Genomic DNA, 554 nt, shown 5'->3' with positions numbered 1-554 from the left:
AAAACCACACAGATATACGCTAAAATCCTCAATGAAAAAGTACAGGCGGAGATAAGCGAAGTAGAATCTAAACTTAATTTTACCTTAGACAATCCAAATACTCAAAATCAAATACAGCCTCAGCTATCAAAGCAAGTAAAGGAAATGGAGTATGTATATTGATGATGATTCAGAAAAATCATGACTAAAATCCAAGCTCCTATATATAACTAATATAAAGGAGCTTGTTATTTATAAGCAGTAAATTTGATAAAAAATGAGACTCACACTTTCCGTCCCTTGCGTTCTGTATTTTCCGATACACCCAAATTCTGCATCAATCTACTATTTTCAGCTTTGAACCACGTTTGAATTGGTGTGTTGTTTACTGTTAAAACATATCTGCTTGTTTGACTATCCTTAATAAAAGAAACTTTCGCCTCCGTTAAGTCGAAATACTTATTATGCTCTTTCGAATACAGCTTACCAGTAAAAGTTATAGGCTGGTTATTTAGTAATTGCTTTGTTTGCTCCTGTGAAAGCCCTGTGCTTAGACAAAAATACGCCCACCTCAA

1 pseudogene is annotated in these 554 nt (G+C 34.1%); it reads right to left on the bottom strand.

The features are described from left to right. Positions 1 to 263: 263 nt before the first annotated feature. Positions 264 to 554 (bottom strand): annotated as a pseudogene (locus D0T66_RS16265) (mobilization protein); the annotation flags it as partial.

The organism is Dysgonomonas sp. 25 (genome assembly GCF_010501075.1).
GTDB lineage: Bacteria > Bacteroidota > Bacteroidia > Bacteroidales > Dysgonomonadaceae > Dysgonomonas.
The sequence above is the reverse complement of the archived record's forward strand: the minus strand, read 5'-3'. Positions and strand labels throughout refer to the sequence as shown.